Below are 24,924 nucleotides of genomic sequence, written 5' to 3' on the forward strand. Positions count from 1 at the left end.
CCACCCTTTCGGGTGGGTGAAATACCGCTTCGCGGTGTGATATACGCCTGCGGTGTGTGAAATCGCTGCGGCGGTGGCTGGATTTCATATCACTTTCTGCGAAGCAGAAAATATCACAAACGCGAGAGCGTTTCTTTCATAGTTTGCGCCAGCAAAATATTTCACAAAGGCTATTCGCGTGCCCCATCTATAACAGCCTATTAACATAAATCCGCCCAAATCCTGCCAGTGATGACCGGCAGGATTTTTCTTTCTGGTTTGATTCGTGAATAGGAATTGCGAAAATGGTCGTACTTCGCTATAATAGAAAAGAGCGCATGCTTAAGCACGGGCGTCCTCCAGCACGCTCCATGCGCTTTCCGCAAGAAAGCGGGCGGCGGGGAGCAGAACGGAAGAGTCCGGACAGAACGCGGCGCTGTGCAGGCCCACCGGGCTGCCGACGCCGAGCAGGGCGCAGCAGATCGGGACCTCGCTTCCGTAGCAGGCGAAGTCCTCGGAGATCATCTGCGGCTCGATCTGCACGCAGCCGCTTTTGCCGAACACGGAGACGGCGGCGCGCTCCATTGCCGCTGCAAGCCCGGCATCGTTGCACAGGGCGGGCGTTCCGTCCGTCCAGCCGACTGCTGCGGTGCAGCCCCACGCGGCCGCGATACCGGCCGTGAGGGCCTCCAGCCGCGCCTTTGCCTGGGCCCGCGTCCGTGCGGAGAACGTGCGGATCGTCCCGAGCAGGATACAGCGGTCCGGAATGACATTGTTGCAGGTCCCGGCCTGAATGCACGTCACGGCCGTGACGGCTGGCTCTGCCTGTGGCAGGTCGTTGGCGCGCAGCGTTGTGAGGGCCGAAGCCAGCGCAGCGCCCGCGGGGATGGGGTTGCAGGCCCGCTCCGGTGCGGAGCCGTGGCCGCCGCGCCCCGTGACGGTGATCTCAAAGCTGTCCACGGCGGAGAGGATCGCGCCGGACCGGATGCCGAGCTGCCCCTGCGCCAGACCGGGCCAGACGTGCAGCGCCAGCATGCCCGTCACCGGAACGCGGCGGAACAGCCCCTGCTCCAGCACCTGCATGGCGCCCGTTGCGGCCTCCTCGGCGGGCTGGAACAGGAACAGCACGTTTCCTGCCAGCCGGTCCCGCCGCGCTGCAAGCAGGCGTGCTGCGCCGAGCAGGGCGGCCATATGGATATCATGTCCGCAGGCGTGCATGACGCCGGGAACGCGGGAGGAAAATTCCGCTCCGGTGCGCTCCGTGATCGGCAGGGCGTCCAGATCGGCGCGCAGGCCGACGGTGGGGCCGGGCAGGGCGCCGCGCAGGAGCGCGGCAGTGCCGGTCGGCAGACCGAGCGGGACCGGCTCGAGGCAGAGAGCCTCCAGCTCCTGGCGGACGAGCCGGGTGGTCCGGTGCTCCTGCCACGAAAGCTCCGGGTCTTCGTGGAGCTGCGTGCGGAGCTTATGCAGGTGCGCCTGCAGTGCCGCATCTTCGGGCGGTGAAATGATGTATGACATGAATGATTCCTTTCCGCACACCGGCTGTGCCGGGTGCATGGGCGGAGTAAAATTTCAGGAAGGCGGCACTTGAGGTGAGTAACTACTATATTCTGACGAACCTGCTCTCGGATGATGAGCGCCGGGTGATTACCAGCATCGTCCGGCATATCGAGCTTGGCGGGAACAAGGTCGGCATTCAGCAGATCGCAAGCGAAAACTATGTTTCAACGGCGTTTATCATGAAGCTGTGCAAGCGGCTGGGCTTTGCGGGCTACAGCGAGCTTTATTATAATCTGGCACAGTCCAGCGGCGAGGGCCACCGCTCCAGCGATCCGGACCCGCTGTGCGGCCTTATCGACGGCTATACGCCGGAGCAGGCCGAGCAGTTCTGCAAAATGCTGATGCAGTACAAGGAACGCAAGATCTTCGTCGTCGGCGAGGGCTTTGCAGAAGAGGTCGCCAATTACATCGTCAAGCGGCTCGCCATCTGTGGCTTCATGGTGTTCAACCACGTCCACTTCTATGACTACATGCTCTTCCGCGAGGAGGCGAACCGCCAGATCACGAGCAACGTGGAGTCCTCACTCATCATCGCCATCTCGCAGAGCGGCGAAACGGAGGCCATCATCAACGACGTGCGCGAAGCGGAGAGCAAGGGCTTTTCCGCCATCTGCTTCACGCGCCGCTCGGATTCCAAGCTGGCGCGAATGTCGGACCTGACGTTCCTCGTCGACGCCTCCAACCAGACGCTCATCAGCGCCGTGCCGAATCAGTTCTTCGGCAAGGTCATCCTCGCGTTCGAGGAATTGATGGGACGGCTTTTCCGATAAGAAGATGCATATGTTTCATTTGAGCCGCTGCGGTGCGCCGCAGCGGCTCTTTGCGTCATTCCGGTGTGCGGGGACTGCGCTGCGAATTCGCCGGAGCATTCCGGGAACAGAAGGTCCTCTGCTGCGAGATTGCCACGTCGCTTCGCTCCTCGCAATGACAAATCTATGGCCTTTTCCGTGCGCTCAATAGGGCGCGTGGTTGTTTTCCGGTTCGCCGGTCTCGTGCAGGCGCGGGTAGTCTGCGACCGTGAGTACGCCGAGGGACTTTGCATAGGCGCTGACGGCTTCGTGATAGTGGCGGCCGGTCGGTTTCCAGGCGATCTGTCCGGCAATGGCTCCGGTGTCATTGCCGCCGGAGGCCATATAGGCGCTGACCGTGACGCTGAGGCGCTCGTCCGGCGCAATGGGCGTACCGTCCGGCCGCGTGACAGAGAGAACCTTCTGCCCGCCGGGGCGGGTATGGTCCACTGCGGCGTGGAAGCCGGAGAAGGCGATGGCAGCATTATTGCCGAAGCGCTCCGGCTCATAGACGGCCTCGAGCAGGGCATGGAGCTGCGCGCCCGTGATGATCCCGGTGAACATTTCGTCGTCAAATGCAGCGCAGTAGAGCAGCTCCTCACGCGTGATCTCACCCGGAAGCAGCTCACCGCAGGCGCTGGTCGTGTTCATGTAGGACAGCTCCGTCTGCCCGCCATAGCGCAGGCAGTCCGCCAGAAAGTCGCCGAGCTTCGACTCGTGGGCCAGCGTCATGCGCCAGCGCTCGTTCAGGGACCCGAGGGGCTCCCGGAAATACGGCTCGAACGGGTCGGTGACGGAGCGGATATACCGGGTGATCTCCGGATCGGCCTGCCCGTTCGGGTCCGTCTGCACGACGGCGCAGCTGCGGTCCAGAATGCGGTGCGATGCGGCGTCCAGTGTCAGGCGGACATGCGCGATGCTTGCCCCGCCGAACCCGGCCTTGACGACGCAGGCTCCGCTGCGGACCTGCGCGCAGTCGCCGGGGATGTGCCCGCCGATCCAGACGTCCGCAGCGGGCGAGGCGTCGATCAGCTCCGGCAGCTCACCCGTGAGCGTGCCGTCCGCCGCCTGATAAAACGGCATGTGCGTCAGCACGACGACGACGTCCGCGCCCGCGGCGCGCATTGCCGGGATATGGCGCGCGGCTGCTTCGGCGGCGGAGGTCATTTCAAACGGGGCAAACGCGCTTTTCTCCACCATGTAGGGCGTGTATTCCGTCGTGAGGCCGAGCACGCCGATGCGAATGCCGCAGCGCTCGAGCAATACCCACGGTTTTGTGCCGGGGACGGGCGCACTATCCGCTTTCCGGCGCACATTGGCGCAGAGGATCGGGAAGGGACAGGCGCTGATGCAGCTGTCCAGAAAGGCTGGGCCACGGTCAAATTCGTGGTTGCCGAGCGTCATGACGTCCGTTTTGCTGCGGATCATGGCGCCGACAAGCGGCAGGCCGGGCCAGTAGTTCGTGCTGAAGGCGTCACCGGCGTCGAGCAGGAGCGTTCCCTCCGGATTCTGCGCGCGCAGCTTTGCGATCTCGGCGGAAAAGGCCGGAAAGCCGATATCCTCACGGGAGGGACGGATGCGGCCGGAGAAATCGGCGTGGCAAAGCAGGTCTAGAACGAGCTCTCCCATGGCGCTCATCCCTTCAGGCCGCCGCGCGACACGCCGGTGACGATGCTCTTGCGGCAGAAGATGAACAGCAGGATCATCGGCACCACGACGATGGTCGAGGCGGCCATCAGGCGCTCATAGCGGATGCCGCTGGAGGTCATGAAGGCGTAAAGGCCGAACGGCAGCGTCCGGACCTCCTTCGTGTTCGTGGCGATGACGGTCCACAGAAAGGAGTTCCAGCAGGCAATGGCGTCGAGCAGGCCAATCGTCACGAGGGCAGGGCGGGACATGGGCACCATGACGCGCCAGAGGTAGCGCCAGTTGCTCGCGCCGTCGACGCGGGCGGAATAATAGAGGCTGTCCGGAATGGCAAGGAAGAAATTCCGGAGGATGTAGGTGTAGAAGATGCTGGAGGTAAACGGCAGGATCAGCGCGATGAGCGTGTCGTTGAGCCCGAGCTTCACGATGGTCGTGTAGTTCGTGATGATGAGCATCTCGAACGGGATCATCATCAGCGAAAGCAGCAGGGAGAACAGCAGGTCGCGCCCCGGGAATTTCAGCCGGGAGAAGGCGAAGGCCGCGAGGATGGTTGTGAACATGGTGCAGGCAACGCAGACGATGGTCACGAGCAGCGAGTTGCAGAAATAGCGCAGGAACGGGGCCTTCTCAAACGCATAGACATAGTTTTCAAACACGAGCTCCTTCGGCCAGAACGTCGGGGGAGTCGTGTTGACCTCGGCGGCCGTTTTCAGCGAGGAGATGATCATCCAGAAGAACGGCAGCACCATGATGAGCGCGCCGATGATCAGAACGAGATAGGCAAAGGATTTTTTTGCAGTTTTCATGGCGGTACCTCAATAATTCTTCCACTTGCGCTGGATGAAGAGCTGCAGCATGGTGAAGATCAGGACGATGACGAACAGCACGACGGCGCTGGCCGCAGCCGGGCCGAGCTGCCACTGCTTGTAGAACATGTCGAACAGGTAATATACGACGGTATACAGCGAGTAGGCCGAGCCGGGATTGCCATTGAACAGCGGGAACAGCTCCGAGAAGACCTTCGAAGCCGAAATGACGTTCACGATCATCGTCAGGCCCAGCGTCGGGGCCAGCAGCGGCACGGTGATGCGGCGGAAGATGCGCCCGGAGGACGCACCGTCGATGCGCGCGGCCGTGTAATACTGCGGGTTGATGTTCTGGAAGCCGGAGAGCAGCAGAATGATCGTGAACGGCAGCATGCTCCAGATGCCGTAGATGATGAGGGCGGCAAGATTGTAGTGCGGGTCGTTCAGCCAGTTCACGGGGGAAACGCCGAACAGCGACAGCGCATAGTTGATCAGGCCGTAATCGTAGTTGAACATCCATTTCCACACGAGGCCGACCGCCGTGACGGACGTGACCATCGGCAGGAAATAGCACGTCTGGAACAGGCCCTGCAGCTTTGTGCACGAGTTGAGCAGCGAGGCGAGGAACAGAGACAGCACCGTGACGATCGGCACGACAAACAGGACGTACAGTGCCGTGTTGCGCAGGCCGTTGAGGAAATTCGCGTCATGAAAGATCTCGGCGTAGTTCCCGAGACCGATGCCGGAGAATTCGCCGGTCATCAGGCTGTAGTCCTGCCGGAACGACAGCAGAATGACATTGATGAACGGATAGACGGTGAAGACCAGAAGACCGATGAGAAACGGGAGCAGGAACAGCCCCGGCTCCGCAAAGGTGCGGAAGGTCACGCGCTCGCCGTCTGCGCGCGTGCGCAGCTTGCGGCGGCTCATAAGTACCGCACCCCCGTCTTGGCGTCAAACAGGAACACGCCGCGCTTTTTCAGGCCGACGGCCAGCTCTGCGCCGGGCAGAATCTCCAGCTCGGCCGGGACAAGACCGCGAAGCTCGGCGGGGCCGGCCTGCAGGCGGACGAGCTCGTCCTTGCCGAGGGAATAGCGCTCCAGCACAGTCGTGCGGAAGGCGGGCGTATCACTCTGCGGCAGGATGCTTTCGGCGCGGACGGCCAGAACGATCTCCTGCCCCTCTGCAAGGCCGTCCGGCAGCGCCAGCGCAGCGGGAATGCCGCCGTCCAGCACAAGGCGGCCGTTCTGCACAACGCCGTGCAGCTGGTTGATGGGAGGCGTGCCGAGGAAGTCCGCAGCAAAGAGGTTGACCGGGTTTTCATAGAGACCGCGGGCGGTGTCCTCCTGCTGGAGCACGCCGTCACGCAGCAGGACGACGCGGTCGGCGATGCTGCTGGCCTCCTCCTGATCGTGCGTGACAAAGACGGTCGTGATGCCGGCCTCACGCTGGATGCGGCGGATCTCCTCGCGCATCTCCACGCGGAGCTTGGCGTCGAGGTTGGACAGCGGCTCGTCGAGCAGCAGCACGTCCGGCCGTTTGGACAGGGCGCGCGCAATGGCGACGCGCTGCTGCTGGCCGCCGGAGAGCTCCGCGGGCTTGCGCTTGAGATACGGGGTGATGTGCACCATCTCCGCCAGCTCCTCGGCGCGGCGGATGCGCTCCTTCTTGGGGATGCGCTGAATTTCCATCGGGAAGCAGATGTTCTGCAGGACCGTCATGTGGGGATAGAGCGCGTAGTTCTGGAAGACGAGGCCAATGCCGCGTTTTTCCGGCGGCAGATTCGTTACATCGCGGTCGTCAAAGAAAATGCTGCCGCCGCTCACGGGGAGAATGCCGGAGATCATGTTCAGCGTTGTGGTCTTGCCGCAGCCGCTCGGACCGAGCAGGGCGATGAGCCTGCCGCTTTCCAGTGTGATGGAAAGGTCGTTTACGGCAACGGTGTCGCCGAAACGCTTGGTCAGATGTTCGAGTTTGATCTGCATGTCCGTATCACCTCAATATTTCGAAAATGGGTGCGCCGTCGACATCGGGCATCGTCAGCCCGAGCATGGCGGCCATGGTGGGCGCTTCGTCGACCATGGAGCGGCTGCCGTGCACCGTGCCGGGCCGCACATCCGGTCCGGCGGCGAAGAATGTTGTGACCTCCTCGCGGGCCGGGCTGCCGCCGTGGGTCGCCACGCCGGTCTTCTTGTCTCCCGGCTGGCAGCTGCGCCAGAGCGTGTCACCGTCCGGGTACTCGCCGAACGCAATGGGAAGACTGCTCTCCACAACAAAGTCGAACGGGCCGGACAGGCCGTAGCGCGCCTGCGCCTCGGCGGCGTCCAGCACCATGCTGAGCTGTACGTCCGGGTCATGCCGCAGGGCCTCGAGCGCCTCGCGCACGCGTGCCATCAGTGCAGCATCGTCCGGGTCGCGCACCTCGATGAGGGCGGCAAGGCCGGTGGAGTGACAGACGGCGTCAAACGAGGTGATCTGCCCTTCGGCGTCAACGGACAGAAGCCCAAGCTGCCGGAAGTAGACGTTCATCAGGAAGGCATCGCGGATATCGGTCTGGCCGTGGTCGCCGAGGACGATGATGTTCGTCTCGTCCAGCGTGCCCTTGCGGCGCAGGCATTCCAGAATAGCGCCGAGCTGCTCGTCGTGCATGCGCAGCTGCGTCTCGGCCTGCTCACTTTCCACGCCGTAGGTGTGCCGGGCGGAGTCGAGGTCGCACAGCTTGACGAGCATGATGTCCGGCTGCGGGCCGTCCTCCAGGATGTCCAGCGCCAGCGCCATGGTGAACAGGTCAAGGCTGCGCGTCGGTCCCATCAGGTAGCGGCCGTGTTTATAGAAGTAACGGTCCATCAGGTTTGCAGTGGCCGTGTGCTCCAGCCATTGCTGGGGCTGGTAGCCCTGATAGCTGTATGGAACGATCATCGGCATATTCATGGTATAGTCCGCGCCGCCGGAGACGGGCCAGCTCAGAGAGCAGGTCGTCAGGCCGTTCTCGCGGGCATGGTCCAGCAGCGTTTTGCCGCGGACATCGGACTTCATGCAGTACCACGGCGCGTCAAGATGGCCGCCGCGGGTCATTTTTTCATTGTGCACGATCCCGTGCCGCCCGGCATAGGTGCCGGTCAGGATCGAGGTATGGCAGGTGTAGGTCAGGGCCGGGAGCACCGGCTCGATCTTTTCGACGAGCGCACCGCGCTCCAGAAGCTGCGCGAAGTGCGGCATGCGGCGCATGCGCGCGACGTCGGAGGCACAGAGGGCATCGATACAGAATACAAGGACTTTCGACATAGGTTCTCCTTCCTGTTGGAACGGCGGCGGGTGTGGGCCCGACCGGAATGCGCTGGTCTGCGTACAGGCGGACGTCCGCCGGGACGTCCGCCTGTTGGAGTGGGCGGGTATTACTTTGCGAGGGCTTCGCGGCAGGCGGTCTCAAAGGCCGCATAGGCGGTGTCGGCGTCGCTGACGTTGAGGGCAACGCTCTGGACCATCTTGTCGATCTCGGTGCGCATGGCCGCTGCGCCGGGGACGCTGGCCAGCATGCCGATGTCGTCGGCTTCCTCGGTCAGGGCCTTGACGGCGATGTTCGTCTCGGCGAACTGCTGGAACTCGGCGCTCTCGCGGGCTTCCTTATAGATGGGGACGGTGCCGAAGGCCTCGGCCCACTGCACGATGTTCTCGGTGGACGTGAGGAACTTCAGGAACATATAGGCGCCGCGGGCGTGATCCTCATCGGTGCTGAGGCAGGCGAAGTTGTTGCCCCAGGAGGAGATGTAGCGGACGGGGCCCTCCTGCGGGATGGGCACGCAGCCGATCTCGAAGGCATCGTTTACGGCCAGCTCGACATAGCTGACACCGGCGCTCGAGCCGATGTAGGAGGCGACGGCCTGGCTGCCGAACGGGCCGGAGAAGAAGACGTCCTCGCCGACAAGGCGGAAGTCGCCGGACTTCACAAGGTCTGCAAACCAGTTGAGCTTTTCCTTGGCGATGGTCTCGTCAATGGCATAGTTGCCGTCCTCGTCGATGTAGCCGCTGCCGGCCTGCATGATGAGGCACTGATAGGTGTCCACGAGGGAGTCGGTGCCGAAGCCGGGGATGCCTTCCTTCTCGTGAATGATTTTACTGCATTCTGCGAGCTCTGTCCAGGTCTTCGGGGCCTCGAGGCCATATTTGTCGAACATGGTCTTGTTGTAGAACAGGACCTCGCCCGCCGTGGTGCACGGGAAGACGTAGATGCCGTCGCCCCACTGGGTGATCTCGCTGTACTGACCGGCGGGAACGTTGTCCTTGAAGTTCGGGATGCCGATCTCCGGGTCGTTGATGTAAACGGACAGGTCGACAAGGCGGCCCTCGTTCAGATAGTTGACGGCGTCGGACGGATACATGTTCACAAGGTCAGGGCCGGTGCCGTTGCGGACGGCCTGCATGGTCTTGCTGTCGATCTCGCTGTACGGCTGCTGCTCGGCGACGAGCTCGTACTCATCCTGCGAGGCATTGAAGGCGGCTGCGAGCTCGAGGAACTTCTCTTCGTGCTGGTCGGTGTAGGCGTGCCAGTAGACGATCTTCGTCTTCTCGGTCTTTACGGGCTTCGTGTCTTCGGTGGTCTTGCTGTCATCGGTGGTCTGCGAGGCTCCGGTACTGGCGCCCGAAGCGTCCGTCTTTCCTGCGCTGCATGCCGCGAACAGGCTCGCGACCATGACCAGAGCAAGCAGAAGGGCAAGAATGCGTGCTTTCATGTGTTTTCTCCTCCATTGTCTCGTGTTTTTATCGGAACGTCGGATGACGCTCACTGCTCAGGAAATGGTGTCCAGAAATGCGGCAAGCTCCGCAAGCGTGTGGACACACCAGGTATATTCCGGCTCGTGGATGCCCGGATAAGGGTCGATCCAGAGCGTCTGCCCGCCGATGGCAGAAATGGGCATCAGATCATTGAAGGCGTGGTCTCCGATGCTGATCAGGGCCTCCGGCCGCGCCAGCAGCGCAGGGTCAAGGGCCTGCAGGCTCGCGATCATGCCGTAGGGCTTGTTCGCACTGCTGCAGATCTCGCGGAACGCTCCGGCAAAGCCGAGCTGCCGCAGGAACTCCCGCACGGTCTCTTCGTAGGAATTGCTCAGCAGAACGACACGGCAGCGCTGCTCCAGCCGCATGATGGCCTCATAAAGCCCGCGGTCACCGTGCATCCCGGCCTGCTCCATCTGCAGGCGGGTCAGGCGATAGACCTCATTGGCGCGGTCGCCGTCCAGACAGCCGAGCGCATCGCCAAGGTAGGCCAGAACGGCCCACGCATCGCCGAGATAGACCACATCGTCTGCCTGCAGCGCTTCGGCATAGGTCATATTTGGAAGCACCCGCTTCCGCAGGGCCTGCACGAGCTCCGGCACGGTGGCGGCCTCTGCACGCCCACGGCGGTAAAAACGGTTCATGTCCAGCTCACGCCCGGCGAAGATCGCCTCTGCCAGCCGGACAAGGTCCGCCTCCAGTGATTCGGCCCACGTCCCGGCAACAAGCGTCCGCAGATAGCCGCGGTGAAAGACGCTGTTCTGATAAATGGTTCCGTCGAGATCGAAGATGACGATCCGGTTTTGCATGGCGGGCCTCCCTTTGTGCGGCGGTTGGCAGGCTCGTGCGGATGATCCGGACCGCGCCCCTGCTGCCGTAACTTGATTATATCACAGGTTTGGCCGAAAAATTTTTTCGTTTGCGTGAAAATATGTCTTTTCGTCAGAAAAGCTCGGAAAAACATGAAAAAATGACGATTTTACATGAAATTTATGCGGATTTAACACGAAGCCGGCTGGAATGAAAAAGAAAAGCACTTGTCAGAAGCACGCCGTGCCGTTATACTGGAAATAGAAACCAGGTGCGCACCGCGCACGAAAGGAGAACAACGATGCTGCTGATCCGCAACGCAAATATCAAGACCATGGCCGGGCCGGACCTGAAAAACGGCTGCCTGCTCCTCGAAAACGGGAAAATCGCCGCCGTCGGCCAGACGGTCGACGCGCCGGAGGGCGTTGAGACTCTCGATGCGCAGGGCCGCCTGCTCACGCCCGGCTGCGTGGAGGCGCACTGCCATATCGGCCTCGACAACGAGGGCATGCGCTGGGAGGGCATGGATTATAATGAGATCGTCGAGCCGCTGACGCCGCAGCTGCGCGCCATCGACTCCATCAATCCGCAGGACGAGGCCTTCGGGCTGGCCCTGCGCGGCGGCGTGACGACGGCCTGCACCGGACCCGGCAGCGCAAACGTCGTCGGCGGCACGTTCGTCATCGTAAAGCTGGCCGGAAAGCGCGTCGACCGGATGATTCTGCGCGCACCCGCCGCGATGAAGTGCGCCTTCGGCGAGAATCCCAAGGGCTGCTACGGCCACGACAAGCGCCAGAGCCCCATGACGCGCATGGCGGTCGCCGCCCTGCTGCGCGAGCTGCTGCTGCGCACGCTCCGCTACCGCGACGACAAGGAGGCGGGCAAGAATCCGGCGTTCGACATGAAGCTCGAGGCCATGCTGCCCGTGGTCAACGGCGAGATCCCGCTCAAGTGCCACGCCCACCGCGCGGACGATATCCTGACGGCCGTGCGCATCGCGCGCGAGTTTGGCCTGAAGCTCACGCTGGACCACTGTACGGACGGCGAGCTGATCGCCGACGAGCTGGCAAAGGAGCAGGTCCCGGTCTTCGTCGGACCGTCGCTCGGCGGCAAGACGAAGGTCGAGCTGCGCAACAAGAGCTTCACAACGGCGGGCACGCTGTACCGCGCGGGCCTGACGGTCAGCATCATCACGGATGCGCCGGTCATTCCGCTGCAGTATCTGCCGCTGGCGGCCGGACTGGCGGCTTCGGCCGGTCTGCCGATGGAGGAGGCGTGGCGCGCCATCACCATCAACCCGGCCCGCAGCCTCGGCATCGATGCGCGTGTCGGCAGTCTTGAGCCGGGCAAGGATGCGGACCTCGTCCTCTGGACGGCGGACCCGCTTACGACGATCGGCGGCGAGGCGTGGATGACGTTTGTGAACGGCGAGGTCGTGTACCGCGCGGAATAAGAGAACATAAATCGTAAAAAATCCAGCCAAGGTGGGATCACTCCCAACCCTGGCTGGATCATTTTTATGCGTTCAGGGCCGTATCCCTGCGCTTACTTCAGCGCAGCCAGACGGGCCGTGATGGCGGCAAACTGGGCGCGCGTCGCGCTCTCACGCGGGGCGAGCTCGTTGTTGCCCATGCCGAGGATGATGCCGTTGCCGACAGCCCAGGTCATGGGCTCAGTGGCATAGCTCTGCACGCTGGAGGCATCAGTGAAGTTGCTCAGATCGCCGGTCGTCGTCGTGTCCATGTTCTGGGAGGCGGCGAAGCGATAGAGCATCGTGACCATTTCCTCGCGGGTGACGTCGTCATCCGGACGGAACAGGCCCTTGTCATCGCCGATGACAACCTTGGCCTCCTGTGCCCATGCGACGGCGTCAGCATACCAGTCATCCTTGAGGTCGGGGAAGGTGCTCGTGCCGGTGACGGCAGGGCTGCCCGCCTGACGGTACAGGACGGTGGCGACCATGGCGCGGCTCAGCGCGGCTTCCGGACGGAACGTGCCATCGCCGAAGCCGACGAACAGGCCGTTGACCAGAGCGAAGTGGACGCTCTCGGCGTACCAGGCGTTTGCATCGAGGTCGGTGTACTGCTCGCAGGGATCCTCTTCCACAAGCTCGACCTTCACGCAGCGCTCGGTCAGGTCCAGCGGCAGCTTGCCGTTGTTGGCCTTGCCGATGGCGCGCAGAGCTTCGATGGCGCTGATGTTGTCAACGGGAGCCTCGTTCACGTTCTGCACGGGAGTCTTGTTCTCAAAGACGGAGCCGGGCAGGGTGGCGCAGTACTCATTGACGGCAACGCGGTAGGTCTTCGTGTTGTCCTTGATGTCGACGACGGTGCCGTCATCGAGCACGATGGACACGACGGTGCGGGCACCGCGGACCGGTCGGCCGTTTTCATCCTTGCCGTCCGGCTCTGCCGTGTACTTTACGACCATGCCGGAGAACTGATCGCCGTAATTGCTGTTCCTGAAGGAATTCTCAACGGTAGCGGCAAGCTCCGCGCCGGTGAGGTCATAGGTGTAGAGGCGGTTGCCGAACGGGGTGATGGCGTAGATATCGCCGACGGTGACGGTGCGGGTCGTCTCGCCCTCGTTGGCCAGAAGGTCGCAGCGGATGCCGCCGCTGTTCGTGAAGGCGACGACGGTGTTGAGCTCCTTCGTAGCCTCGAGCATCAGGCCGGTCAGCCAGTTGCCCGCGATGGTGCTGCTGCTGTTGCCGATGGGTGCACGGCGGGTGATGCTCTGGTCGGCAACGCCGAGGACCTCGGACATGTCGCCCTTTACCGCATCCCAGGAGGCGTGGCTGATGGCGAGAACGGTCGGGTCGAGCTTCGTGTTGCCCTCGGTGTCATAGAGGTTCTGGGTGTTGTCGCGGCCGGTAGTGTTCACATAGCTCGGGTTCACGACCGTGACTTCCTTCGTCTCGGTGTTGAACTGGATCTTGGCGTTGGCATAGCCCTTCGCCTGGCAGTTGCCCTGAATATAGGCTACACCGTTGTCGGCGACGCCGTAGGAAACGCTGTGGGAGTGGCCGCCGACGACGAGGTCGACAAGCTCGGAGTTGACGCTGTTTGCAAGGCCGCGCGGGCTGGCGTGCGCCACAACGACGACGACGTCAGGGTTCTCGGCTGCAACGATGGACTCGATCTTCGCATTGAGCTTCTCAATGCTCGGGTCGATGTCATACGGGGCGATCTTGGCGGTCATGATATCCATGGAGTAGTCAGGGATGTAGCCGACAAGCGCGACCTTCACACCGGCCTTGTCAACGATGACATAGTCCTTGACAAAGGAGGCGCGGTTCGTCGTACCTGCATCATAGAGATTATAGGCCAGAACGGGGATATTACTGTCGCCCTTGAACTCACCGATCTCATAGGCGGGCATGGTGCCGTTCTCATCGGCGGCATAGGCCTTGACGTCCCAGTCGAACTCGTGGTTGCCGAGCGAGACTGCGTCATAGCCCATGGCGTCGAAGGCGGCGCGCAGAGCGTTGCCGTAGGTCAGGTTCGAAACGGGAGTGCCCTGATAGATGTCGCCGCCGTCAAGCAGGAGAACGGCGTCGTTTTCGGCATTGGCACGGGCCTCGTTCACGGCATTGGCGATGTAGGCCATGCGGTACTGGAACGTGGACTCGTTGCCGGAGGATGTGTCGACAAGGTAGCCGTGCACGTCGGTGGTCTCAAAGACCTCGATGGTCTTCACGGGATTTGCTTCTGCGTGGACGGCCCATTTCGTTTCACGGCCCGGGGTGATGTCCTTGCCCTCGGCGGTCATTTCCTTGATGTATTCGCCAATGATGAGGGGCACGGAGCCGCCGACGTTGTTGAAGCGCTCGGAGATGGTGGCATCCCACAGAACCTCGTCGCTGCTGGAGGTGATGCCGGTGGAGGCAAACCAGCCGTAGGCGTCGGAGTCCTTCGTCGCGCTCAGACGGTAGGAGCTGAGGCAGGCGTAGATCGTGTCGTCATCCTTCACGGCCGTGCCGTCCGCGTAGGTGATGTTCTGCACGCGCTGGTTGTCGGGATTGCCGACATAGACGTCGTAGTTCACGCCGTAGAACGTGTCGCAGCCGAAACCGCCGCCGCCAAGCTGACCGTCGTCTTTGACACGGTAGTTCTGTGCCGTGTGCTGCATCCAGCTCTTGAGCTGGGCGCCGGTCATCCGGATCATGTAGAGCGTGTTGTTGTCGTACTGATACAGGGAGTAGCAGTCGCGCAGGCTGATGTCGCCGGAGGTTGCGCCGTCGGCCAGCAGGGAGCTGACGCTCCAGCCGCGCTTTGCGACCGGCGTCGTCATGGAGATGACGTGCTCCTTCGTCGGGTCGATGTTGTTGTCGGTGCAGGCGGCCCAGATCTGTGCCTTGTGGACGAGATCATAGGAATCGCTCTGCGTGAGGTAGTAGTTTGAGATGGTGTCCCAGGTGCCGGAGACCGTGCCGATCTTCTTGTTGACGAAGGCATCGGAGCGCTCGAAGAGCGGAGTGATGAGGTCCTTCAGACCGTCGTAGTTGGGGTCGCCGGACTTGAAATCCGGGCTGGGGACGCGGATGTCCCTGCCGTTCTCGTCCTTGCCGAGGGCAGAGTTCAGAGGATGCATGGTGGACTCGGCTGCGGTAACGGTGACCTTGCCGTCGGCGCCCTTCGTGAGGGTGAGGACGGTCTCGCCGAGGGTGGAGCCGCCGCCGTTCATGACGAGGACGTTCTCGCCGTTCTTGTTCTGCAGGGTAACGGCGCTTCTCTGATGGTTGTGGCCGGTCAGCAGCATGTCAACGCCGGTGGTATGCGTTGCAAAGTAGCCGCCTTGGTTCTCCTGATTGTAGATGTCAGGATTGCCCTCGCCGCTGTGCATGGCGACGATGATGTAGTCGCACTTCTCCTGCATTTCCTTGCCGTAGTAGTTTTCCCACTCATAGACATAGGACTTTTCGGTGTTGTCGGGATGGCCGAACGTGCAGCCCTCATAGTGGCTGGCGACGTCCCAGTTCGCGTTGTTCATGTTCTCGAAGCCCAGCAGACCGATGGTGAAGGTCGTGCCATCCTCGAACTTGTAGGTGAAGGTCTTGTACGGGGAGAACACGGATTCGTTCGTCTCCGTCTCCACGACGTTCGAGCAGATGACGTCGACGGGCTGACCGGCGACGGCCTTGTCCGTGGAGGTCAGCAGATTGTAGTAGTTCCACTGAATCTGCGGCGCATAGTTGAACTCGTGGTTGCCCAGCACAAAGGCATCATAGCCAATGTAGCGCAGCGCAGTCGCCATGGGGCTGTTTTCGCCGCCCTCCTGGAGAATGTTGTAGCTGCTCAGCGCGCTTCCCTGCAGAATGTCGCCAACATCGATAAGAATGCTGTCGTCCACGTCGGCGCGGCGCTCTGCGACGAGCTTCGCCGCCTGCAGGAAGTTGTTGCTCAGGGCACTGTTCGTGTAGGAGTTCCAGTCGTATGCACGGCCGTGCATATCGGTGGTCGTCAGGATGCTGACGGTGATCGAATCGGACTTCGCCTCGAAGACGTCATCCGCGACCGGGGCATTCGTGTGGCCTTCGGCTGCGTAGGACGCGTAGACCGAGGTCAGCTTGGTCTCTGCCGCGCCTGCCGGGATGACTGCCACGGAAAGAACGAGGCAGACCACGAGCAGAAGCGAGAGAAGACGCTTTGCAATGTGTTTCATTTCAAGACTCCTTTGTTTGTAGTTGCAGCTGCGCTGCACGTTTTGGAAATCGTGACAAAAATCCACCATTCATCACAGGTTCCGTCGGCAATATTCTAACACTTTGTAAAGAAATTGTAAAGGAAGCGGGGAGACCTGAGGGAAAAATTGGGAGAACTGACAAGGAAGTCTTGTTACGGGAAGCTGATTTTCTCTTTGTGAAAAACAGCAAAAACTGCGCAAAGCGCCGCTGTCGCAACGTTTTCCTGCATTTTTTGCAGCAAAGGGAGCCACAGCGTGTCCGGCGGGATTTTGACAGAAAAAACAGGAAAATTCTGGACAATATGCTGCATATGCAATATAAAAAACGTGCTGTCCTGCTAAGGACAGCACGAAAAACGCTTTTCGGCATTTTGACCATATGTATGAGACTCTACATGGAATCGCTGCGAAAACGGGCACGATTCAGCCCAGCGAGACGTCCAGGATCATCATCACACTGAAGCCGACGGCGAAAAAGATCGTGCCGATGTTCGAGTGCTTGCCCTCGGACATCTCGGGGATCAGCTCCTCCACGACGACATAGAGCATCGCGCCTGCCGCAAAGCTCAGAAGATAGGGCAGGGCGGGGGCGACGAAGCGCGCGGCCAGAACGGTCAGCACTGCGCCGACCGGCTCGACGATGCCGGAGAGCACGCCGCCCGCGAAGGCGCGCATGCGGCTCTGGCCCTCGGCGCGCAGCGGCAGGGAGATGATGGCCCCCTCGGGAAAATTCTGGATGGCGATGCCGAGCGAGAGCGCCAGCGCCCCAGCGGCCGAGATCTGGGCCGTTCCGGTCAGATATCCGGCGTAGACGACGCCGACGGCCATGCCCTCCGGGATGTTGTGCAGCGTCACGGCGAGGATCATCATGGTCGTCCGCTGCAGCTGCGTGCGCGGGCCCTCGGCCTGACCGGCGTTGCGGTGCAGGTGGGGGATGACGCGGTCGAGCAGCAGCAGGAAGGCCACGCCGATCCAGAAGCCGACGGCGGCGGGCAGGAACGAAAGACGGCCGAGCGCGGCAGACTGATCAATGGCCGGGATGAGCAGGCTCCAGACGGAGGCCGCGACCATCACACCGGCGGCAAAGCCGGTCAGGGCGCGCTGCAGCCGGTCGCCGAGCGCTCTGCGAAGGAAGAACACGCAGGCCGCGCCGAGCGTGGTGCCGAGAAACGGGATGAGGATCCCATAGAATGTTGTCATAGGCGCCTCCTATTGTGGTTAGTATATACTAACCACATGGTAGCATAAATCGCTGCAGGATGCAAGCCGGAAATCTCAAAAAAATGCCCGCCGCATCCGCGGCTGGCTGGCTCGAATCAGATCGTGCCGGTGATCTGCAGGGTGACCGTGCCGGGGCGGACTGTCCAAACGCCGGTCTCGGGGTCCTGCACGGTCGAAGCGGCCGGGACAGTGATCGCGGCGGGCACGGTCCGGAACAGACCGGTCGCCGTGTCGTAGGTGTAGTTGGCCGGAAGCCAGGTGTCGCCGTTATAGGTGACGGCGATGCCGCGCAGGATCGGATCGAAGCGGTCGGTGACGGTAATGCCCGCGGCTGCGTCGGCCGCAGCGCCGCCGTAGTTTTCGATCGCGAACGTATAGGTGAGCGTGCCGCTGTCGCTGACCTGCACGGGCTCGAGCACCTTGGTGATGCGCAGGTCCGGCTCTGTGGCTGCCGGGAGCGTCTCCACGGCCGTGACAGCCTCGGTCAGGCTGCCGCCGGTGACGGTCACGGTGTTCTCGATCGTGCCCTCTGCCGAGGGATCGGCAAAGGCATTGACGCGGGCCGTATAGACCAGTGTGCTTACGCCGCCTGCTGGAACGGTGACGCCCTCGATGCGGATGCCGTTTGCCAGTACTGTGACGGCCGGGGCCGTCTGCAGCACGCCGTTCATGAAATAGCGGAGCGTCCCTGCCTGATACGTCAGCGGCGTGAGCTGCACCGTGCCGCCCGTGGCAGGAAAGTTCGTCGTGCCGAGCGTGTCGGTCACGGTCAGCCCGGTCAGCGCCGCCGCACCGGTGCTGCGCAGCTGGACGACATAGGTCACAAGGTCGCCGGTGCGGTAGCTCTCTGCGGCTGCCGTTTTCGAGGCGGTCAGGACCTGCACGAGCTCGCCCGTGACGATGTTGGAGTTGACGGTGCCGCCGTTGTAGGTCAGCGTGGCCTGATTCGTAAAGGTTGCCATAGTATTTCTCCTTTCCGGAGAGCACATCGCCCTCCTTCGACAGCATATGCCGAAGGAGGGCGATCGGGAACCCGGCTCAGCGCCGCAGCCAGCCTGCGGGCAGCTCCGTGAGCGGGGCCGGGAACGAGACGCGCGCGCCGATCTCGGCAAAGCGCTCTGCCAGCGGCGCGGGGATGCGGCCGTCGGGGTCCGGGCTGAGGTTCAGCATGAAATTGGCGTGGCTGGCGAAGCACTGCTCCATGAGGCCGAGCGCCCAGTCGGCGCTCTTCGGCTCCTTTTCGTCGTCGCGGTAGAACCACGTCCGCGTCAGCTTCTGGCACAGTGCGCCGGGACCGGCAAAGCCGGGCGTCAGCTCCTGCCCGGCGCCGTTTTCGAAGAAGACGACGTCCGTGCCGGAGATGCCCTCCGTGCAGCCGATATTCATGAGCAGGCAGTTCGGCTGCAGGCGCTTGACGAGGGCATCGACTTCCTCGAACGGCAGCTCGCGGTAGGACGGGCCGCCCCACGGGGCGTTCCAGCCGTCTATAATAAGATAAGGTATCTCGCCGTAGTTCGTCAGCAGCTCCGTGATCTGCCCGAGCACGAGCTCGCGCTGCGCAGGGGGAAAGGAGCGCCGCCCGATCCCGGCCGTCAGGTCGAGCACGGAGAAGTACAGGCCTGCCTGCAGACCGGCTGCGCGGAAGGCCCGCAGGAATTCCGCGACGATGTCCGTCCGGACCGTGGCCTGCGCGACGCTGTGGTTCCCAAATTCGGACGGCCAGAGTGCGAAGCCCTCGTGGTGCTTTGCCGTCAGGACGGCAAAGCGGCAGCCTGCGCTTTTGGCGATCTGCGCCCAGCGATCGCAGTCCGGCGCGCGGGGCGCCCAGTCTGATTCGGGGAAGGGATAACGGCGCGGCTCTCCGCCGTTTTCCAGATCGAATTCCCAGTCGATGATGTCGGGGTTTGCGTGGAACTGCACGGCGGCACTGTTCCAGTGGATAAACGTGCCGAGCCGGAGGTTGATGAAGTCGCGCTGAAGCGCACAGAGATGGTCCATTCGCAGGCCCGCCTTTCCGATTTTCTATGGGATGATTATACGGGCAAAGCAGGCGTTCGTCAAGCCTCTGCGCGGCGCTGCGCGAAACGGCGCTGCAGAATGTGCATGTCGTGGAAATAGATGGGGACAAGGAAGCAGTCGGCCAGCAGCCATGCGGCGGGGTTTGCAAGGCAGATGGCGGTGTAGCCGATCCAGCGCACGACGGCAAAGCCGACAAAGCAGCGGGCGATCGTCTCAAACACCCCTGCAAACACGGCCTGCTGCGTGAAGCCGACGCCCTGAATGAGGAATCGGAGCACGTTGACAAGCGTCAGCAGGAAATAGCAGCTGGCGTTCCACACCAGAAACTGCTGCGCCAGCAGACCGATCTGGTTCCGGACGGCGGCGCTCTCCGCAGAGTCGAGGAACAGCAGCGACAGCTTGCCGCCGAAGAGGGCAAGAACGCCGAGGCCGAGGGCGGAATAGGCGAACATCAGCAGCACGCAGGCGCGCACGCCGCGGTGAATGCGGTCGAGCTTCATTGCGCCATAGTTCTGCCCGCCGTAGACGGCCATGGTCGTGCCTGCGGCGTCGAACGGACAGGTGAAGAGCTGACTGACCTTGTTTGCTGCGGTGACGGCTGCGATGGAGACCGCGCCGAGGCCATTCACGGCCGTCTGCACGACGATGGTGCCGATGGCGGTGACGGAATACTGCAGGCCCATCGGCACGCCGATGGCAAACAGCCGCGTGATATGTGTGCGGCTCGGCCGCAGCTCACCGGGGCGAAAACGCAGAACGGGATAGCGCTTTCCCATGATGGCCAGACACAGCAGGCCGGAGATGGCCTGCGAGATCACGGTCGCCCATGCCGGGCCCTCCACGCCCATGCCGAGCACGGCGACGGCCAGCAGGTCGAGCGCAACGTTCAGCAGGGAGGAGAGAACGAGAAAATAGATCGGGGTCCGGGAGTCTCCGAGCGAGCGGATGACGCCGGAGACGAGATTATAAAGGATGATGGCGGGGATGCCGAGGAAAATGACGAAGATGTAGTCGTAGGCATACCGGAAAATATTGTCCGGCGTGTTCATCCAGCGCAGCACGGGCGTGCACAGCAGTGCCGTGGCCACGGTGAGCACCACGGCGAACGCAGCCGAGAGCCAGATGCTGTTTGCCACAAAGCGGCGCAGCTCCGCCTCGTCGCCCTCACCGAATTTCTGCGCTACGGGGATGACGAAGCCGTTGCAGATGCCGATGCAGAAGCCGAGCACCAGAAAATTGACGGAGCTCGTCGAGCCGACGCCCGCAAGCGCGTCCATGCCGAGAAAACGGCCGACGACGAGCGTGTCTACCATATTATATAGTTGTTGGAACAGCAGGCCACCAAGCAGCGGCAGCAGAAAGCCGATGACCAGCCGCGTGGGGGAACCGGTCGTCAGGTTCCGGGATGCGGTTTTTGCCATAAGAGTCCCTCCGGAGTCCATAGAAATTTCAATTTCAAAAAACGTCTGCATTGTATTCTCTGACCGAAAAAAATACAATCCGCAACCTTCTGATTTTTTCGCGCAATTCGGGGTCGGAATCCGTCAGAATGTACAAAAACAGGATTTTTCCCTGAAAAATGGACGAATGGGCGGAAAAATCGGGCAAAAAAAGCCCGGCTTTCGGGAAGCCAGACGAAAAAATCAGGGGATATTCCAAAGAAATGCATTGACGCGGAAGAAAAAATGTGGTAAAATCAATACCCAATGCTGTGAAGTGCGGCGCAGGCCAACCTCCACCTCATGGTCAGATTATACCACAGACCGCGCCGCACGGCAAGGGACTAAAATGAAAAAACAGCAACTGACCCACGCGTGTCATTGCTGAGACAGCGCACGAAACGACGACAGAAAGGCGTGATCAAGCAAATGCAAGTCAAGGACGTGAACTATGGCAAGACCGTTCGCAAGAGCTATGCCAAGTATCAGGAGATCCTGCAGATGCCCAACCTGCTGAAGATCCAGAAGGACTCCTACGACTGGTTCCTGCGGGAGGGCCTGCATGAGGTCTTCCGCGATGTGGCCGCCATCAGCGACTACACCGGCAACCTCGAGCTGTCCTTCCTGGACTACTCCCTCGACGAGAAGCCCAAGTACACCATTGAAGAGTGCAAGGAGCGCGACGCCACCTATGCGAAGCCGATCAAGGTCCGCGTGCGCCTGCTCAACAAGCAGTCCGGCGAGATCAAGGATCAGGAGATCTTCATGGGCGATTTCCCGCTCATGACCAACGGCGGCACGTTCGTCATCAACGGCGCAGAGCGCGTCATCGTCTCCCAGATCGTCCGCAGCCCCGGCATGTACTTCGGCGATACCGTGGATAAGGCCGACCAGCACATCTATACCGCAACGGTCATCCCGTACCGCGGCGCATGGCTGGAATATGAGACCGACCTGCAGGACGTGTTCTACGTCCGTATCGATAAGAACCGCAAGCTCCCCATCACCTGCCTCATCCGTGCTCTCGGCGTGGAGACCGACGCGCAGATTTTGGAGCTGTTCGGCGAGGATCCCCGCATCGTCGCCACGCTGGAGCGCGACCCGTGCAAGACCCGCGAGGACAGCCTCCTCGAGATCTACCGCCGTCTGCGCCCGGGCGAGCCGCCCACGGTCGACAACGCCGCGGCCTATCTCGACGCGCTGTTCTTCGATCCGCGCCGCTACGACGTCTCCCGTGTCGGCCGCTACAAGTTCAATAAGAAGATGGACATCTGGACCCGCCTGAGCGGTCAGGAGCTGGCCGAGCCGGTCGCTGACCCGCTGACGGGCGAGATCCTTGCCATGCCGGGCACTGTCCTGACCCGTGCACAGGCGCAGGCCCTGTCGGCCCGCGGCGTGTGCGACGCCGTCATCCGCGTCGGCGACAAGGACCACAAGGTCTTCTCGAACTACATGGTCGACATGAAGAACTTCGTGGACTTCGACCCGGAGCAGTACGGAATCCACGAGAAGGTCTGCCGCAAGGTCCTGTTCGAGATGCTCGAGCAGCTCAAGGGTGCGGCTCCCGAGGCCTGGGAGGATGCCATTGAGGAGCGCCGCGATGAGCTCATTCCGAAGCACATCACGCGCGACGATATCCTCGCCACCATCAACTATCTCAACTGCGTCGTCATCGGCGCGGGCACGACGGACGACATCGACCACCTCGGCAACCGCCGTCTGCGCTGCGTGGGCGAGCTGCTGCAGAATCAGTTCCGCGTCGGCTTCACCCGCCTCGAACGCGTCATCCGCGAGCGCATGACCGTGCAGGATCTCGATACCGTTACGCCGCAGAGCCTCATCAACATCCGCCCGGTCACAGCGGTCATCAAGGAATTCTTCGGCTCCTCGCCGCTGTCCCAGTTCATGGATCAGAATAACCCGCTGGCAGAGCTGACGCACAAGCGCCGCCTGTCTGCCCTCGGCCCCGGCGGCCTGAGCCGTGAGCGCGCTTCCTTCGATGTCCGAGACGTCCACTACAGCCACTACGGCCGTATGTGCCCGATCGAGACGCCGGAAGGTCCGAACATCGGCCTGATCAACTATCTGGCGAGTTACGCCCAGATCAATGAATACGGCTTCGTCGAAGCGCCGTACCGCAAGGTCGAGCGCATCTATGACGAAAACGGCAAATATGTCGGCTCCCGCGTGACGGATGAGGTGGAATACATGTCCGCCGACGTCGAGGACGACTACCATATCGCGCAGGCAAAGGAGCCGGTCGACGAGAACGGCATGCTCCTCAATGAGCGCATCACCTGCCGCCACCGCGACGAGATCATCGCCGTCGATCGCGAGGTCATCGACTATATCGACGTCTCGCCGAAGATGATGACCTCCATCGCAACGGCCTTCATCCCCTTCCTGCAGAACGACGACGCGAACCGTGCCCTGATGGGCGCGAACATGCAGCGTCAGGCCGTGCCGCTGATGGTCACGGAGGCCCCGATCGTCGCCACCGGCGTCGAGCAGAAGTGCGCCGTGGACTCTGAGGTCTGCATCAAGGCCGAGGGCGACGGCGTCGTTACCCGCGTCTCCGCCGACGGCGTGAGCGTGCGCTATGACGACGGCAGCGTCCGCGACTACACCCTGACGAAGTTCGCCCGCTCCAACCAAGGCACCTGCGTCAACCAGCGCCCGATCGTCGCGGTCGGCGAGCGTGTGACGACGGAGCAGGTCCTGGCCGACGGCCCCGCCTGCTCGCAGGGCGAGATCGCACTGGGCAAGAACGTGCTTGTCGGCTTCGTCACCTGGGAAGGCTATAACTACGAGGACGCCATCCTGCTCAATGAGCGCCTGGTGCGCGAGGACGTCTTTACGTCCATTCATATTGAAGAATACGAGACCGAGTCCCGCGACACGAAGCTCGGGCCGGAGGAGATCACCCGCGATATCCCGAACGTCGGCGAGGACACCCTCAAGGACCTCGACGAGAACGGCGTCATCCGCATCGGCGCAGAGGTCAAGTCCGGCGATTATCTCGTCGGTAAGGTCACCCCGAAGGGCGAGACCGAGCTGACGGCTGAGGAGCGCCTGCTGCGCGCCATTTTCGGCGAAAAGGCCCGCGAGGTCCGCGATACCTCCCTGAAGGTCCCGCACGGCGAGTCCGGCATCATCGTGGACGTCAAGGTCTTCACCCGCCAGAACGGCGACGAGATGGCCCCCGGCGTCAATAAGATCGTCCGCGTCTATATCGCACAGAAGCGTAAAATTTCCGTCGGCGATAAGATGGCCGGCCGCCACGGCAACAAGGGCGTCGTTTCCCGCATCCTCCCGGAGGAGGATATGCCGTTCCTCCCGGACGGCACGCCGCTGGATATCGCTCTGAACCCACTGGGCGTTCCGTCCCGTATGAACATCGGACAGGTCCTGGAGGTCCACCTCGGCTACGCCGCCCACGCCCTCGGCTGGAAGGTCGCAACGCCGATCTTCGACGGCGCGAACGAGAAGGACATCCGCGAGACTCTGAAGCTTGCCGGTCTTCGCGAGGACGGCAAAACGGTCCTGTATGACGGCCGCACCGGCGAGCCGTTCGATAACCTTGTCACGGTCGGCTATCCGTATTACCTCAAGCTCCATCATCTGGTCGATGATAAGATCCATGCCCGCTCCACCGGCCCGTACAGCATGGTCACGCAGCAGCCGCTCGGCGGCAAGGCACAGTTCGGCGGCCAGCGCTTCGGCGAAATGGAAGTCTGGGCCCTCGAGGCCTACGGTGCAGCCCACACGCTGCAGGAGATCCTGACCGTGAAGTCCGACGACGTGACCGGCCGTGTCAAGACGTACGAAGCCATCGTCAAGGGCCACAACGTGCCGAAGCCCGGTGTTCCGGAGTCCTTCAAGGTCCTTGTCAAGGAGCTGCAGGCCCTGTGCCTCGACGTTCGCGTGCTCGACGATCAGGGTGAGGAGATCGAGCTGCGGGAGGATGACGATGATGATGAGATCGTCTACACCGACTCCGGCCGCGAGAATCTGGTCACCGATGAGAACGAGGTGCTCTCCTCCGGCTACGGCATCGATGCCGACAGCGAGGCGAAGCAGGGCCTCGACGCTCTGGAAAAGATCATCGGCATCGACGATGACGAGGAAGAGGAAGACCCCGAGCCGGAGTGCCCGTATGACATCTCCGATGCGCCCGAGGACGAAGAATAAGGAGGA

The 24,924-nt window shown here is 62.1% G+C and carries 16 protein-coding genes; 3 read left to right on the forward strand and 13 right to left on the reverse strand.

From position 1 onward, the window contains the following. Positions 1–321: 321 nt before the first annotated feature. Positions 322–1,497, reverse strand: a complete 1,176-nt coding sequence (locus WMO66_RS04640; protein WP_349135220.1) for a M20 metallopeptidase family protein — start codon at positions 1,495–1,497, stop codon at positions 322–324. 74 nt (positions 1,498–1,571) lie between these two features. On the opposite strand from WMO66_RS04640, the gene WMO66_RS04645 reads away from it, so the two are divergent. Then, the gene (locus WMO66_RS04645) at positions 1,572–2,309 is read left to right on the forward strand and encodes a MurR/RpiR family transcriptional regulator (protein ID WP_349135221.1); all 738 of its coding nucleotides are present in this window, start codon (positions 1,572–1,574) and stop codon (positions 2,307–2,309) included. Positions 2,310–2,492: 183 nt separating this feature from the next. On the opposite strand, the gene WMO66_RS04650 is transcribed toward WMO66_RS04645, so the two are convergent. From WMO66_RS04650 to WMO66_RS04680, 7 genes are all read right to left on the reverse strand, one after another. Continuing rightward, the gene (locus tag WMO66_RS04650) at positions 2,493–3,956 is read right to left on the reverse strand and encodes a bifunctional metallophosphatase/5'-nucleotidase (protein WP_349135222.1); all 1,464 of its coding nucleotides are present in this window, start codon (positions 3,954–3,956) and stop codon (positions 2,493–2,495) included. Positions 3,957–3,961: 5 nt separating this feature from the next. Next, on the reverse strand, positions 3,962–4,780 hold the full coding sequence (locus tag WMO66_RS04655) for a carbohydrate ABC transporter permease (protein WP_349135223.1): 819 nt from the start codon (positions 4,778–4,780) through the stop codon (positions 3,962–3,964). Positions 4,781–4,789: 9 nt separating this feature from the next. Further along, positions 4,790–5,710: a carbohydrate ABC transporter permease gene (locus tag WMO66_RS04660; RefSeq protein WP_349135224.1), complete on the reverse strand. Its 921-nt coding sequence runs from the start codon at positions 5,708–5,710 to the stop codon at positions 4,790–4,792. After that, positions 5,707–6,765: an ABC transporter ATP-binding protein gene (locus WMO66_RS04665; RefSeq protein WP_349135225.1), complete on the reverse strand. Its 1,059-nt coding sequence runs from the start codon at positions 6,763–6,765 to the stop codon at positions 5,707–5,709. Before WMO66_RS04665 ends, WMO66_RS04660 begins: the two co-directional genes overlap by 4 nt. A gap of 7 nt (positions 6,766–6,772) precedes the next feature. After that, positions 6,773–8,065 (reverse strand): alkaline phosphatase family protein, encoded by a 1,293-nt coding sequence (locus WMO66_RS04670; RefSeq protein ID WP_349135226.1) that lies wholly within the window; start codon positions 8,063–8,065, stop codon positions 6,773–6,775. 110 nt (positions 8,066–8,175) lie between these two features. Next, on the reverse strand, positions 8,176–9,510 hold the full coding sequence (locus WMO66_RS04675) for an extracellular solute-binding protein (protein WP_349135227.1): 1,335 nt from the start codon (positions 9,508–9,510) through the stop codon (positions 8,176–8,178). Between the two features lie 57 nt (positions 9,511–9,567). After that, positions 9,568–10,362: an HAD family hydrolase gene (locus tag WMO66_RS04680; RefSeq protein WP_349135228.1), complete on the reverse strand. Its 795-nt coding sequence runs from the start codon at positions 10,360–10,362 to the stop codon at positions 9,568–9,570. A gap of 302 nt (positions 10,363–10,664) precedes the next feature. Here WMO66_RS04680 and WMO66_RS04685 point away from each other — a divergent pair, with 302 nt between their 5' ends. Then, positions 10,665–11,816 carry an amidohydrolase gene (locus WMO66_RS04685; protein WP_349135229.1) on the forward strand — a complete coding sequence of 384 codons (1,152 nt, stop codon included), beginning with the start codon at positions 10,665–10,667 and terminating at the stop codon, positions 11,814–11,816. A gap of 92 nt (positions 11,817–11,908) precedes the next feature. Here the strand turns inward: WMO66_RS04685 and WMO66_RS04690 are convergent, their stop codons facing one another. The 5 genes from WMO66_RS04690 to WMO66_RS04710 all read right to left on the reverse strand — a co-directional run bounded on the left by WMO66_RS04690 (position 11,909) and on the right by WMO66_RS04710 (position 20,709). Continuing rightward, positions 11,909–16,027, reverse strand: a complete 4,119-nt coding sequence (locus WMO66_RS04690; protein WP_349135230.1) for a 5'-nucleotidase C-terminal domain-containing protein — start codon at positions 16,025–16,027, stop codon at positions 11,909–11,911. A 444-nt stretch (positions 16,028–16,471) separates the two neighbouring features. Further along, on the reverse strand, positions 16,472–17,248 hold the full coding sequence (locus tag WMO66_RS04695; protein WP_349135231.1) for a ZIP family metal transporter: 777 nt from the start codon (positions 17,246–17,248) through the stop codon (positions 16,472–16,474). Positions 17,249–17,364: 116 nt separating this feature from the next. Next, positions 17,365–18,231, reverse strand: coding sequence for a hypothetical protein (locus WMO66_RS04700; RefSeq protein WP_349135232.1), 867 nt, complete (start codon positions 18,229–18,231; stop codon positions 17,365–17,367). 76 nt (positions 18,232–18,307) lie between these two features. Then, positions 18,308–19,267, reverse strand: a complete 960-nt coding sequence (locus tag WMO66_RS04705) for an alpha-L-fucosidase (RefSeq protein WP_349135233.1) — start codon at positions 19,265–19,267, stop codon at positions 18,308–18,310. Between the two features lie 59 nt (positions 19,268–19,326). After that, on the reverse strand, positions 19,327–20,709 hold the full coding sequence (locus tag WMO66_RS04710) for an MATE family efflux transporter (protein WP_349135234.1): 1,383 nt from the start codon (positions 20,707–20,709) through the stop codon (positions 19,327–19,329). Between the two features lie 447 nt (positions 20,710–21,156). On the opposite strand from WMO66_RS04710, the gene rpoB reads away from it, so the two are divergent. Further along, the gene (gene rpoB / locus WMO66_RS04715) at positions 21,157–24,918 is read left to right on the forward strand and encodes a DNA-directed RNA polymerase subunit beta (protein ID WP_349135235.1); all 3,762 of its coding nucleotides are present in this window, start codon (positions 21,157–21,159) and stop codon (positions 24,916–24,918) included. The last annotated feature ends 6 nt before the right edge of the window (positions 24,919–24,924 follow it).

The sequence above is a fragment of the Faecousia intestinalis genome (genome assembly GCF_040096185.1).
In the GTDB taxonomy this organism is placed as follows: domain Bacteria; phylum Bacillota; class Clostridia; order Oscillospirales; family Oscillospiraceae; genus JAZOXB01.

Bases quoted from the DNA above. Each gene is read 5' to 3' on its own strand.
- WMO66_RS04640 (WP_349135220.1), bottom strand. From the start codon at position 1,497: ATGTCATACATCATTTCACCGCCCGAAGATGCGGCACTGCAGGCGCAC.
- WMO66_RS04650 (WP_349135222.1), bottom strand. From the start codon at position 3,956: ATGGGAGAGCTCGTTCTAGACCTGCTTTGCCACGCCGATTTCTCCGGC.
- WMO66_RS04655 (WP_349135223.1), bottom strand. From the start codon at position 4,780: ATGAAAACTGCAAAAAAATCCTTTGCCTATCTCGTTCTGATCATCGGC.
- WMO66_RS04660 (WP_349135224.1), bottom strand. From the start codon at position 5,710: ATGAGCCGCCGCAAGCTGCGCACGCGCGCAGACGGCGAGCGCGTGACC.
- WMO66_RS04665 (WP_349135225.1), bottom strand. From the start codon at position 6,765: ATGCAGATCAAACTCGAACATCTGACCAAGCGTTTCGGCGACACCGTT.
- WMO66_RS04670 (WP_349135226.1), bottom strand. From the start codon at position 8,065: ATGTCGAAAGTCCTTGTATTCTGTATCGATGCCCTCTGTGCCTCCGAC.
- WMO66_RS04675 (WP_349135227.1), bottom strand. From the start codon at position 9,510: ATGAAAGCACGCATTCTTGCCCTTCTGCTTGCTCTGGTCATGGTCGCG.
- WMO66_RS04680 (WP_349135228.1), bottom strand. From the start codon at position 10,362: ATGCAAAACCGGATCGTCATCTTCGATCTCGACGGAACCATTTATCAG.
- WMO66_RS04685 (WP_349135229.1), top strand. From the start codon at position 10,665: ATGCTGCTGATCCGCAACGCAAATATCAAGACCATGGCCGGGCCGGAC.
- WMO66_RS04690 (WP_349135230.1), bottom strand. From the start codon at position 16,027: ATGAAACACATTGCAAAGCGTCTTCTCTCGCTTCTGCTCGTGGTCTGC.
- WMO66_RS04695 (WP_349135231.1), bottom strand. From the start codon at position 17,248: ATGACAACATTCTATGGGATCCTCATCCCGTTTCTCGGCACCACGCTC.
- WMO66_RS04700 (WP_349135232.1), bottom strand. From the start codon at position 18,231: ATGGCAACCTTTACGAATCAGGCCACGCTGACCTACAACGGCGGCACC.
- WMO66_RS04705 (WP_349135233.1), bottom strand. From the start codon at position 19,267: ATGGACCATCTCTGTGCGCTTCAGCGCGACTTCATCAACCTCCGGCTC.
- WMO66_RS04710 (WP_349135234.1), bottom strand. From the start codon at position 20,709: ATGGCAAAAACCGCATCCCGGAACCTGACGACCGGTTCCCCCACGCGG.
- rpoB (WP_349135235.1), top strand. From the start codon at position 21,157: ATGCAAGTCAAGGACGTGAACTATGGCAAGACCGTTCGCAAGAGCTAT.